The sequence below is a fragment of the Gordonia phosphorivorans genome (assembly GCF_042432625.1).
Lineage (GTDB): Bacteria > Actinomycetota > Actinomycetes > Mycobacteriales > Mycobacteriaceae > Gordonia > Gordonia phosphorivorans.
The window spans coordinates 1-11,774 of record NZ_JBHLWV010000051.1 but is presented as its reverse complement, the minus strand read 5'-3'; the positions used below and the strand labels follow the sequence as shown (position 1 = coordinate 11,774).

Annotated in this window: 7 protein-coding genes and 1 pseudogene; 1 reads left to right on the top strand and 7 read right to left on the bottom strand. The window is 67.0% G+C overall.

The features are described 5' to 3' along the window. Positions 1–103 precede the first annotated feature (103 nt). A pseudogene (locus ACFFJD_RS16845) lies at positions 104–2,740 on the top strand (DUF3427 domain-containing protein); the annotation flags it as partial. 52 nt (positions 2,741–2,792) lie between these two features. Here the strand turns inward: ACFFJD_RS16845 and ACFFJD_RS16840 are convergent. The 7 genes from ACFFJD_RS16840 to ACFFJD_RS16810 all read right to left on the bottom strand — a co-directional run bounded on the left by ACFFJD_RS16840 (position 2,793) and on the right by ACFFJD_RS16810 (position 11,514). Next, positions 2,793–4,355, bottom strand: a complete 1,563-nt coding sequence (locus ACFFJD_RS16840; RefSeq protein ID WP_382366278.1) for a MazG nucleotide pyrophosphohydrolase domain-containing protein — start codon at positions 4,353–4,355, stop codon at positions 2,793–2,795. A 104-nt stretch (positions 4,356–4,459) separates the two neighbouring features. Further along, positions 4,460–4,786, bottom strand: a complete 327-nt coding sequence (locus ACFFJD_RS16835; RefSeq protein WP_382366276.1) for a hypothetical protein — start codon at positions 4,784–4,786, stop codon at positions 4,460–4,462. A 67-nt stretch (positions 4,787–4,853) separates the two neighbouring features. After that, positions 4,854–8,411: a transcription-repair coupling factor gene (mfd, locus tag ACFFJD_RS16830; RefSeq protein WP_382366274.1), complete on the bottom strand. Its 3,558-nt coding sequence runs from the start codon at positions 8,409–8,411 to the stop codon at positions 4,854–4,856. Between the two features lie 21 nt (positions 8,412–8,432). Beyond that, complete coding sequence (locus ACFFJD_RS16825) at positions 8,433–9,659, bottom strand: Dyp-type peroxidase (protein WP_382366272.1); 1,227 nt, start codon at positions 9,657–9,659, stop codon at positions 8,433–8,435. Then, on the bottom strand, positions 9,656–10,174 hold the full coding sequence (locus ACFFJD_RS16820; protein WP_382366270.1) for a copper chaperone PCu(A)C: 519 nt from the start codon (positions 10,172–10,174) through the stop codon (positions 9,656–9,658). The genes ACFFJD_RS16825 and ACFFJD_RS16820 overlap by 4 nt, the downstream gene beginning before the upstream one ends. A 73-nt stretch (positions 10,175–10,247) precedes the next feature. Continuing rightward, positions 10,248–10,784, bottom strand: coding sequence for a hypothetical protein (locus ACFFJD_RS16815; protein ID WP_382366268.1), 537 nt, complete (start codon positions 10,782–10,784; stop codon positions 10,248–10,250). 40 nt (positions 10,785–10,824) lie between these two features. Continuing rightward, the gene (locus ACFFJD_RS16810; protein ID WP_382366266.1) at positions 10,825–11,514 is read right to left on the bottom strand and encodes a TetR family transcriptional regulator; all 690 of its coding nucleotides are present in this window, start codon (positions 11,512–11,514) and stop codon (positions 10,825–10,827) included. Between the last annotated feature and the right edge of the window lie 260 nt (positions 11,515–11,774).

Sequence of the window (11,774 nt, the reverse complement as noted above, 5' to 3'; positions counted from 1 at the left end):
TGGACGCGCAAGCCCAAATCGCATAGCGTTCACAACGACTCGTTGATCAGAACGCGTGACTCTACGCCCGATCCGAAGTCCACCACCCCAAGGGGCACTATCTCTCCTCGAAGAGCGTCTCCGCGACCTCGCTGCGGCCGACAAGCAATTGCGGATCATCACCACCACCTACCTGGGCTCGACCGAACGTCAGACCCTTGATCGCCTGGTCAACGACTACGGGGCACAGGTGATGGTGCAGTACGACGCCCTGCGGACACGACTACACGCCAAGGCTTGGATGTTTCGAAGGTCGAGTGGCTTCGACACCGCTTATATCGGCTCTTCGAACCTGTCCAATGCCGCGCTAATCGACGGTGCGGAATGGAATGTGCGTCTATCGCGAGCTGCAACGCCCACCCTCCTCGATCGGTTTCAGTCCACATTCGATACCTACTGGAACGAGGACCCCTCGTTCGAGAAATACGATCCGGCCCAGGACCGCGATCGCCTTGACGACGCACTTGCGGAAGCCTCGGGGAAGGCATCCGGCAAGACTCTGACAGTCAACCTCTCCGGCCTCGAGGTCCGCCCGTACCCTTTCCAGCAGGCAATGCTCGAGGACATCTGGGCTGAGCGCTCAGTCCACGGTCGCCACTGGAATCTCGTGGTCGCGGCGACCGGAACAGGCAAGACCGTGTTGGCAGCGCTTGACTATCGGCAGCAAGCGCAAGCAGCCGGACGCCGACCGCGACTGCTCTTTGTGGCGCACCGACACGAGATCTTGGCTCAAGCCCAGCGCACGTTCCGCGAGGTACTGACCGACCCGAGCTTCGGAGAACTGTACGTCAGCGGGAGTCGCCCCGAACGGTGGGAGCACGTGTTCGCCAGCGTTCAGTCGTTGAACTCCTACGGCGTCGAAGACATCCCCGCAGATCACTTCGAGGTTGTGGTCATCGACGAATTTCATCACGCACAGGCCCAGACTTATCGGCGCATCACCGATCATCTTCGCCCTGGCGAACTTCTGGGTCTCACAGCAACTCCGGAACGCGCCGATGGTATCGACGTGCGCCAGTTCTTCGACGGACGGATTGCGACGGAACTCCGGCTCTGGGACGCACTTGCCGCGGAGTTGCTGTGCCCGTTCCACTACTTTGGGATCGCCGACGGCACCGACCTCACAACGCTTTCGTGGAGTCGTGGCGGTTATGACCACAAGCAACTCGAAGCGCTCTACACCAGCGACGATGCGCGCGCCCGCGTGATCATCAAAGCCGTCCACGACAAGCTCATCAATCCCCGAGATATGCGGGCCTTGGGATTCTGCGTTTCCGTGCAGCACGCCGAGTACATGGCCGATCGATTCCTGACAGCCGGAATCCCCGCACGCGTCGTGACCGGCAGCACTCCGCAAGACCGTCGAGAGCAAGCGATTGCCGACCTCAAGGACCGAGTCGTCAACATCATCTTCTCGGTCGACGTGTTCAACGAAGGGCTCGACATCCCCGATGTCGACACCATCCTCATGCTCCGCCCGACGGAAAGCACCACGATATTCCTCCAACAACTGGGCCGCGGGCTACGTACCACCGCTGACAAGCCCGTCCTCACGGTGCTTGATTTCGTCGGCCAGCAGCGTGACGAGTTCCGCTGGGATCTGAGGTTTCGGGCGCTCACCGGGCGCAAACGAAAGGACGTCGAGCGCGACACCCAAGCGGACTTCCCGTACGTTCCGCCTGGCTGCCGGATCGTCCTGGACGAGCAGACGCAAACTACCGTGATCGCGAGCCTGCAGCGACAGCTGCGAGCACGCTGGGCTGACATGGTCAGCGAACTGCGCGACAGTGGAAGCACCTCCCTGCGCCAGTATCTCAACGACAGCGGGTTTGCCCTCGGCGACGTTCTCAAGTCCGGCAGGAACCGGGGCTCGTGGGCTCAGTTGCGCCGGGCTGCCAACCTCGAAGACAGTGTTGCCAGCGTCACCGAACTGCAGTTGATCAAGCGGCTGCGCACATTTGCGCATGTCGACGACCCACTTCGGGCCCACGTGTACACACGGCTCGTCGGCCCAGAACCGGTGGACTACGACGCGCTGCCACCGTCCGAGCAAACCATCGCACGCATGCTTTTCTTCAACTTGTGGCCCGACGGAGGTCCTCACCAGGACTACTCGCAGGGATTCCAATCATTGCGCGCTGAACCACTTATTCAGCGCGAGATTGCCGACATTGTGGATGTGGCTTTCATCGGCGCCCGTACGGCACCGATACCCCTTGACGGTGCGCTCAGCGCAGTCCCGTTGCAGATTCACGCTCGGTACAACCGAGAGGAAATCCTCGCAGGGCTGGGGCATGCATCCTTGGACTCTTTGCCTTCACACTTCCGCGAAGGCGTGAAGTACTTCAAGGACCTCAACGTCGACATGCTGCTCGTGACGCTGGTGAAGTCTGAGGCGGGCTTCTCCCCCTCCACCATGTACCGCGACTACCCCATCAGCAGGACGCTCTTTCACTGGGAATCTCAGTCGACCACCAGTCTCCGATCGCCAACGGGCCAGCGGTACGTCAATGGCACAAGCACCGTATTGCTCTTCGTCCGCCATGACAGCATGGGTGAGCTCGGCACAGCACCATTTACGTTCCTCGGCCCCGCCACGATGGTCAGCCACGAAAACGAGCGACCAATCGCCATCACATGGAAGCTCGCCCATCCGATGCCAGCCGAGTTCTTCAACGAGGCCAAGACCGCCGCTGGCTAGCGTGTCGTGCGCTGGCAAATAGCAAGGACCCCGTAAGCGAGGTGCCGGTCAGCTACTCGTCGTCGTCCCACTCGTTACGCACGACCATGCGCGGTACGTCGACGCTGTACGAAACGTCCACGTCACGCTCGGTGGCCTCGATGGGGTCGGCGTCGACGTAGCGGTGCTTCGGGGGCGGCCCGGGGAAGTCCTCGGGCTCGGGGAAGCCCGCGTCGGTGTCGGTCTCCGGGACCGGGGTGGGGCGCTGGCCCCAGACCGGTGCGGGGAAGTCGAAAGCGTCCGCAGTCGGCAGGGCCGGGACGGCCGCGACCGGACGGATCGGCAAGGTGGTCTCGGCCGGATCCGAGGTGGTGTCGCGTGCTTCGACGTCCAGCTCGAAGTCGAAGTCGTGCGCGATGTCGGCGGTCGAGCCCGGGCCCGCGGTGGCGTTGCCGGAGAGCGCGTCGGCGGCCCACGGGTTGTTGTGCTCGTGATCGTCGTCGTCCGGCCAGACCGGTTCGACCGGCCAGGCGGGTGCGACGGGCCGCGGCGGCGCGGCATGGCGCGGCGGGTCGACGGGCGTCGCGGGCGGCAGCGGCGACTCGACGAGCTGGGCCATCGGCACCGGCTCCACCGGAGCCTCGGGTTCGGGCCACTCGGGCGCGGACTCCTGGGTATCGCCCGCCTCGGACGGCGGAGCAGGCTCGACCGGCGGAACGTCGTCGTGCACCATGCCCAGGTACTTGCGCCAGGTGTTCTCGTCGCGCGGGTGGATCCCGTCGACGGCGGCGGCCCGTTCGGCGGCACGCACCTGGTTCATCAACTGCAGCACGAGACGCCGCTGGGAATCCTCGACGCTGTCGCGGGCATGCTTACGGATCGGGACGTCGATCCGCGTCAACGACGGGCTGACGGCATCACGCGGGAAGTCGGCGCCGGCGAGGCGCTCGAAGAGCTTCTGTGTCAACGACAGGACCGGCTGCCCGGTCACCACACCGTCGAGCACACTCCCCCGGTTCCGCTCGGCGTCCTTGCGCTCCTCCCACTCCTGGATCTGCCGCTCCAGGTCGGCGTGCTCACCCGAGAGCACCCCGGGCGTGCGGTACGACACCTTGTCGACGAAGCTCTGCGCCACGTCGTCGATATCGAACGCGCCCTCCGCCGCGTCCTCGGCGATCCGCGCATGAAAGAGCACCTGCAGCAGCAGATCGCCCAGTTCCGAGCACAGTTCCTTCGTATCCCCCTGATCGAAGGCGTCGAGAAGCTCGTACACCTCCTCCAGGAGGTACCGCCGCAGCGAATCGTGGGTCTGCCGCTGTTCCCAGGGACCGGTGCGGCGCAGCTTGTCCATCAGCGCGACGGCTTCGAGTAGACGCATGCCCGCGACGCCGTCGCCGGCGATCACCTCGGCACCGCGCGAAAGCTGCTGTCGCACAATGGGATGGCGACGGTCGGCGGTCAGTACGACGGCGTCAAGCGGCAGGTTGCGGACACCGCTGGCGAACTCGTACGACGGCAGGTTCCACAGCAGCGACGGGTGCACGTCCTCGGTGACGTACACGTGGCCAGTCATCGCGCGCACCGCCCGCACCGGAATCAATTCGGGCAGCGCTGGATCCAACAGGATCACGGGCATGATGGCACCTCCGGAAGTCGATAGCAGAACCATACTCAGTGCCGACTGTAGACGCCCAAAACCGGGCTGCGCTGGTCGTCTCGGAGTAGTTCCAACCCTCTCGGTCAGGAGCCGATCTCGACGGTCCGTATCTCCGACCGAACGCCGCGCCGCGCGGCAGGGTCGGGACGCACGGACAGCTCGAAGGTGCCGCTGTACGGCGACCGTCCGACCATCATGGGACCCCGGCGATAGCGCTGCACGAGGTCCTCATCGGTGTTCCGCGCCAGCAGCGTCAGACGGTAGTCCGCGTTTTCGTCGGTCCAGGAGTAAGACTCCCCGACCTCCAGTCGCACCTGCGCACCGGGACCGTTCGCCGAGCGGACAATCAACGACTCGTCGAGGTAGCCGAACGCATAGTTCGGCGACAGCGGCAGCGGGGGCAGCGCCACGGCGCACCTTCCTCTCGAGTGGTCGGGTCTCTCCGGCGATCGGGATCTGGCTACGGCCGCGCTTCGGTCAGCGCGGTTCCGGCAGCAGCGTGGTCAGGAAGCTGACCAGGTACGTGATCAGTTCGTCGTCGCGGAGGCGCGGCGACCCCATCCCGGCGGTCCGCGGGATCGGCAGCGTCACCGCCTGCGTGGTCGCCCGGAAGCTGGCCGACGAATACAGCCGCGCCAGTCGCACCTGCTCGCTGTCGAGCAGCGCCATCGGCGACAACCGAATCGATGTGCCCGCCAGCGTCACCTCGGTGATCCCGCGCTCGCGGCACCGCAACCGCAGGCGCGCGATGGACGCCAGGCGCTCGGTCTCCACCGGCGGCGGGCCGTAGCGGTCGTTGAGCTCGGTGAGCACCTCGTCGACGTCGGCGTCCGACGTCGCCGACGCGAGCTTGCGATAGGCCTCCAGCCGCAGCCGGTCCGCTTCGACGTACTCCACCGGGATGTGCGCGTCGACGGGCAGGTCGATCCGCACCTCTTTGGTCTCCTCCTGCGCCACGGTCTCGCCGTCGGCCGCGGCACGATAAGCCTCCACGGCCTCACCCACCAGGCGCACGTACAGGTCGAAGCCCACCCCGGCCACGTGACCGGACTGCTCGGCGCCGAGCACGTTGCCGGCACCGCGCAGCTCCAAGTCCTTCAGCGCCACCGCCATGCCTGCGCCCAGCTCGTTGTTCTGCGCGATCGTCGCCAGCCGGTCGTAGGCGGTCTCGGTCAGCGGCTTCTCCGGGCTGTAGAACAGGTACGCGTAGCCGCGCTCACGACTGCGCCCCACGCGACCGCGCAACTGGTGCAGCTGGCTCAGGCCGAAGTTCTCGGCCCGGTCGACGATCAGCGTGTTCGCGTTGGAGATGTCCAGGCCGGTCTCGATGATCGTGGTGCACACCAGCACGTCGAACTCTCGGTTCCAGAACGCGTCGACGGTCTTCTCCAGCAGTTCCTCGGGCATCTGACCGTGCGCGACGGCCACCCGCGCCTCGGGCACCATGCGCGCGATGTCCTTGGCCATCTTGTCGATCGAGGACACGCGATTGTGCACGTAGAACACCTGGCCGTCGCGCAGCAGCTCGCGACGGATCGCCGCGCCGACCTGCTTGTCGGAGTAGGCGCCCACGTAGGTCAGGACCGGGTGACGCTCCTCCGGCGGTGTCAGGATGGTCGACATCTCGCGGATGCCGGCCATCGACATCTCCAGCGTGCGCGGGATCGGCGTCGCCGACATGGTGAGCACGTCCACGTGGGTCCGCAGCGACTTGATGTGCTCCTTGTGCTCCACACCGAACCGCTGCTCTTCGTCGACGATCACCAGGCCCAGGTCCTTCCAGACCACACCGGTCTGCAGCAGGCGATGGGTGCCGATCACGACGTCGACGTCGCCGGTGGCCAGATCGGCGAGGATCTGCTTGGACTCGGCGGGGTCGGTGAAGCGGGACAGTCCACGCACCTTGACCGGGAACCCGGCCATCCGCTCGGTGAACGTCTGAAGATGCTGCCCGGCAAGGATGGTGGTCGGCACCAGCACGGCCACCTGCTTGCCGTCCTGCACCGCCTTGAACGCCGCACGCACCGCGATCTCGGTCTTGCCGTAGCCCACGTCGCCGACGATCACGCGGTCCATCGGGACCGGCTTCTCCATGTCCGCCTTCACCTCGGCGATCACCGTCATCTGATCGACGGTCTCGGTGAAGTCGAACGCGTCCTCCATCTCCCGCTGCCACGGACTGTCCGGACTGAAGGCGAAGCCCGGCGCCGAATGACGCGCGGCGTACAGCTGCACCAGCTCGCCGGCGATCTCGCGAACGGCCTTGCGCGCCTTGCGTTTGGTGTTCGACCAATCCGAGCCGCCCAGCTTGGACAGCGACGGCTGCTCCCCGCCCACATAGCGGGACAGCTGGTCGAGCGAATCCATCGGCACGTACAGCCGATCCCCCGGCTGCCCACGCTTACCCGGGGCGTACTCGATCACCAGATACTCGCGGCGCGCACCGGAGATAGTGCGCTCGATCATCTCCACGAAGCGACCGATCCCGTGCTGATCGTGCACCACCATGTCCCCGGCGGTGAGCGCCAACGGGTCCACTTGATTGCGACGCTTGGCCGGCAGCTTGCGCCCGTCCTTCACGCCGACCACGCGAGCACCCGTCAGATCGGGCTCGGTGATGATCACCAGTGTCCCGACCAGCAGACCGTGGCGGAGAGTGCCGTGATAGACCCCGACCGCGTCCTCGGGCGGGGTGTCGCCGTCGCCCATCAATCGCGCGGGCACCTCGGCCTCGCCGAGGCGTTCGACGAAGCGCTGCGCCGTGCCCTTGCCGGCCGCCACCACCGCCGCACGACCGCCGGCGGCCAACTGCGCCCGCAGCCCCACCAGCAGGTCCGCAATCGCCGACTCGTCGCCGTGCGGTGCGGGCCCGGCCTGCAGTTTCAGTTCCAACTCGTCGCCGCTGCCCGAGGCCAGTGGACTCACCGTCCACCACGACCTGCCCGCGTCGACGGTGGCCTGCTCCACCTCGGCGACGGGCCGGTACGAGCTGGCCTGCAGGTCGACGCTCTCGGCCTGCACCGGAGCCCCCGCCCCGAGCGCCGCGGCATTCCACGACGCTTCCAGGAACTCCGCGCCGGTGCGGGCCAAATCCGTGGCGCGGGTGCGCACCTTCTCCGGATCGAGCACCAGCACGCGCGTGCCCTCCGGGAGCACCTCGGTGAGGAGCTGCATTTCGCCCTCGACGAGGGCGGGAATCATCGCCTCCATGCCGTCGACCGGAATGCCTTCGCCCAGCTTGGTCATCATCTCGGCGAGCGCTTCGTCGTCGGTTGTCGCGGCCAGTTCCGCCGCCCGCGCCCGCACCTGCTCGGTGAGGACGAGTTCGCGGCACGGATGGATCTGCACCGACAGGGTCTCGATCTCCGGCTGCGTCCGCTGGTCGGCCACCGAGAAGGCCCGGATGTCGGTCACCTCGTCGCCCCAGAACTCCACGCGCACCGGGAAATCCGCGGTGGTCGGGAAGACGTCGAGGATGCCGCCGCGGACGGCGAACTCACCGCGGCGACCCACCATGTCGACGCGTTCGTACGCCATCTCCACCAATTGCCCGATGAGCGCGTCGAAGTCGGTGTCCTCGCCCTCCACCAGCGTCACCGTTCGCAGCGAACCGAGCCCCGGGGCCATCGGCTGGATCAGCGACCGCACGGTGGTCACCACCACCCGCAGCGGCGCCGCCTTCGGATCGGCCAGCCGGTGCAGCACCGCGAGGCGCTGCCCGACGGTGTCCGCGCTCGGCGAGAGCCGTTCGTGCGGCAGCGTCTCCCACGACGGGAACTGCGCCACCACCGAGGCGCCGTCGTCGAGCAGTTCCCCGAGTTCGGCGGTCAGGTCGTCGGCTTCCCGACCATTGGCCGTCACCACCAGCAGCGGCCCTGCCGCACGACCGGCCAGGGCGGCGACGATGAACGGTCGTGCCGCGTCCGGTGCGGTCAGGTCCAGACGGACCTGACCGCCGCGTTCGGCCAACTCGGCGAAAGCGCCGTCGCGCAGTGCATAGGCGGCCAGTCCGGACAGCGAAGGAGAGGTAGACACTCCGACGATTCTAGTGCGCCGCTAGAGTCCCCTCAGCAACGAACCACCCAGCGGTACCTGCGGGGTCGCCCCGGGCAGGATCGCGTACACCGACGACCCGATCGGCGTGGTCCACACGTTCAGATCGTCGTGCTCGGCGAGGCGCTCCTGCGAGGGCAGGAACTGCCGCACCGGGTCACGCTGCACGGTGGAGAAGATCAACCCCGTGTTCGACGTGTCCGGCTCCTGCCCGGGCAGCGGCGGCGCCGGCGGCTCGTCGTAGTTGTAGGCGCGACGCAGGTACTGCTCGTGGTCGGCCCGACGCCGCGCACGGGCGATGTGCGAGGACGCCGGGATCACCGGCAGACCGCCGACGGTCTTGGCCAGATCCACCGGGTCGTGCTCGTCGGTACCGGTCAGCGGCGCCCCGTTGGCCAGGTTCCGTCCGATCACCAGTTCCCGGTTCTCCCGGTCGAGCTCTTCCCAGGTGTCCATGTGCATGGCGATGCGGCGCACCACCATCGACGTACCGCCGGCCAGCCACGGCTGCTCGGCGCCGTCGTCCCAGATCAGTTCGTCCTGGCGCGCGGCGGCGGGCTGTTCGGTGCCGTCGATCTGCCCGAACAGGTTGCGCTGCGTCTGGCTGTCCGGCTGGGTGCCGCGCGCCGTCCGGAAACCGCGCTGCACCCACCGCACACGTGCGATGGTCCGCACCTCCGCGGTGAGGATGCGGGTGGCGTGGGCCAATGCCACCGGGTCGTCGGAGGCGATCAGCAGCAACAGATCGGTCTGCTTCCACTGATCCTGCAGCCGGTCGATGCCGAACGCCGGCAGCGGCTTGAGCCACGACGGACGCCGTGAGGCCAGCCGCGGATCCTCGAAGATCCGCGGTCCCACCCCCGCGGTGACGGTCAGCTGCGACGGTGCGGTGGCCAATTCCGGTTCCGGGTCGGCCAGGGCGGCGATGCCCTGGGCCAGTCGGGCACCGTCCTGCGTCCACAGAGTGAGTACTCCGGCGAGTGCACCCAGATCGGTGGGATCGACCAGATCCAGCCCGATGTAGTTGGCGTGGGTCGCCGGAACAGTGATGATTCCCGCCTGGTGACGGCCGTAGAACTCCACGGTCTGCCGCGCCGGCTCGGCGTCGAACGATTCACGTTCGACGCCGAGACCGACGGCAGCAGCACCGACACCGGCGCCGGCGAGTCCGGCCACACCGGTGAGGAGCCCTCGGCGCGAGATCCGGGCGGATCCGCGCGATCGGGTCACGGCTGGTAGTTCTCCTGGTTACCCGCGAAGTCACGGGCCACGGCGGTCACCGACTGGGTGGAGCCGTCGGACATGCGCAGTTCGACGGTCACCGGCTGCCCGGCCGCGATGTGTTCCTTCAGATCCATCAGCATGATGTGATCGCCACCCGGCTTCATCGCCAGGCTGCCGTTCGCGGGGATCGCGAAGCCGTCCTTCTTCTCCTTCATCACGTTGACGCCGTCCTCGGAGACGGTCTCGTGCAGCTGAACCTCACCGGCGACCGGCGTGCTGCCGGAGACGATGCGGATCTCGTTGTCGCTGTTGTTGCTGAAGACGGCGAACAATGCGGTCATGTGCTCGTCGGAGGCCTTGACCCACTGGTCGCTGACCACCAGGGCGGCCTGCTGCTGCGAGGCGCTGGCCGGGGAGGACGCGGAGTCGTTGCTGTTGCTGCTGCAACCGGTCAGGATGAGCAGCGGAGCCGCGGCGGCGATGAGGGCGACGGCGGGACGATGAATGCGGCGAATTGCCATGGTGTGTAACGCTTTCTGGCGTAGGGAAGACACTTCCGACGTTCGAGACGGAAGCGCGAATGAAGTGACGGACTCAACCCAGAGCGGGTGGAGCGCGCATCCCTACGGACAGACGCGGCGCGAGCTGATGCGCCGGAACGTCGGGCGCCGACGTCGGTAGTACGACGGCCAGGCGCCGAGGCGTCATCGAGTACGAACGAAGAGTGGCCACAGTCGTCGACAGCAGGCCCAACACCGCACTGATCGCGGCCAAGGCCAGGACGGCCGCGGGCAGGGCGGCCACGTGCCAACCTGCCATCGTGACCGTGTTCACGGCGTGCTGGTGCCCGGACTGCGAGCCCAGTACCGACAGCGCCAGGTGTGAGGCCAGCTGCCCGCCGATCAAGACGCCGGCGATCGACGCCCATTCCGACGACAGTCGACCACGTGCACGACGCTGCTGCGCCCGGTCCACCTGCGCGCCGCGTACCGCGGCCACCGCGAGGCCGATGGCCAGCAGAAGCAGAAGCTGACGCCCCTCCGGGCGATATCCGCCGGCCAGCGAGTGCGCGGCGGTACCGAGGATCACCGAGACTGCACCGGCCAGCAGGCCGTTCGCTCGCGTGATCATGCCACCAGTCTACTACCGGCCGTCGGAGCCCGTCCCCCTGCTAGTCCGCGCTCGGCTCCACGTAGTCGTGGTCCACGAGAACCGGGTCGGGATCGAGCCTGGTGAGTCCGTTCCAGCACAGATTGACCAGGTGCGCGGCCACCACCTCCTTGGGAGGCGTACGCACATCCAGCCACCATTGCGCCGTCACCGACACCATGCCCACCAAGGCCTGCGCATACAGGGGGGCCAGGGACGGGTCGAAGCCGCGGCGTTCGAAATCGCCCGCCAGCAGATGCTCCACCTGACTGATCGCGTCATTGAGGAGGCTGCCGTACCGGGTGCTCTCGCCGTCGGCCTCGCTGACGATCGACTCGCCCCGCACCAGGATCTGGAATCCGTCGGTGCGCTCCTCCATGTAGGTGAGGAGCGCGAGTGCCACCTGCTGGATCCGGTACAGCGACCGGTTCTCGGTCAACGACTTGGTGACCATCTCCAGCAGGGTCTCCATCTCGCGGTCGACGACGACCACGTACAGACCTTCCTTACCTCCGAAATGCTCGTAGACGATCGGCTTGGAGACGCCGGCGCGTAGTGCGATCTCCTCGATCGACGTGCCTTCGTAGCCTCGTTCGGCGAAGAGCCCGCGCGCCACCTCGATCAGCTGGAGTCGACGCTGCGCCCCCGTCATCCGTGCACGCGGCGCCCGCGCCACTTCGCCGCTGCCGTCCACCGGCCGATTTACTGCCATACTCCCAGCCTAGGCCGCCACCCAGCCCGGGACTACGCCGCCTCCCGATTGACGGGCTGGCTCGGCGAATGTCGACTCCGTTGCCGCCGGCCTTCTGAGCCTGCGCGGGAAACGAATCCACAGTCGGGAAGCCGGCAAACACGACAACGGGTAGGGATGCGAAAAGCCCCCGAACCACGAGGGTTCGGGGGCTTTTCAAGTTGTGTTCGGCGGTGTCCTACTCTCCCACACTGATTAGGGTGCAGTACCATCGGCGCTGG

Bases quoted from the DNA above. Each gene is read 5' to 3' on its own strand.
- ACFFJD_RS16840 (WP_382366278.1), bottom strand. From the start codon at position 4,355: ATGCCCGTGATCCTGTTGGATCCAGCGCTGCCCGAATTGATTCCGGTG.
- ACFFJD_RS16820 (WP_382366270.1), bottom strand. From the start codon at position 10,174: ATGGCAATTCGCCGCATTCATCGTCCCGCCGTCGCCCTCATCGCCGCC.
- ACFFJD_RS16815 (WP_382366268.1), bottom strand. From the start codon at position 10,784: ATGATCACGCGAGCGAACGGCCTGCTGGCCGGTGCAGTCTCGGTGATC.
- ACFFJD_RS16810 (WP_382366266.1), bottom strand. From the start codon at position 11,514: ATGGCAGTAAATCGGCCGGTGGACGGCAGCGGCGAAGTGGCGCGGGCG.